Source organism: Rhodoplanes roseus, assembly GCF_003258865.1.
Taxonomy (GTDB): Bacteria; Pseudomonadota; Alphaproteobacteria; order Rhizobiales; family Xanthobacteraceae; genus Rhodoplanes; species Rhodoplanes roseus.
In genome coordinates this window covers 1-257 of record NZ_NPEX01000897.1, presented here as the reverse complement: position 1 = coordinate 257, position 257 = coordinate 1, and the positions used below count along the sequence as shown (strand labels likewise).

General features: G+C 59.1%; 1 protein-coding gene. It reads left to right on the top strand.

Translation table 11 applies throughout. From position 1 onward, the window contains the following. On the top strand, positions 1-257 hold a 257-nt coding region (locus tag CH341_RS32910; RefSeq protein ID WP_281023746.1), incomplete at both ends, for a penicillin-binding transpeptidase domain-containing protein.

The following is a 257-nucleotide window of genomic DNA, read 5'->3' as shown; positions in this document are numbered from 1 at the left end:
CTCGTGGGCGGTTTCTCCTTCGACCAGAGCAAGTTCAATCGGGCGACGCAGGCCTATCGTCAGCCGGGCTCGTCCTTCAAACCGTTCGTCTATGCGACGGCTCTCGACAACGGCTACACGCCGTCTTCCGTGGTCATGGATGCCCCGATCGAGATCAAGGCCGGCGACAAGATCTGGCGGCCTCAGAATTACTCGAACAAATATTACGGCCCCTCGACGCTGCGCATCGGCATTGAGCATTCCCGCAACGTCATGAC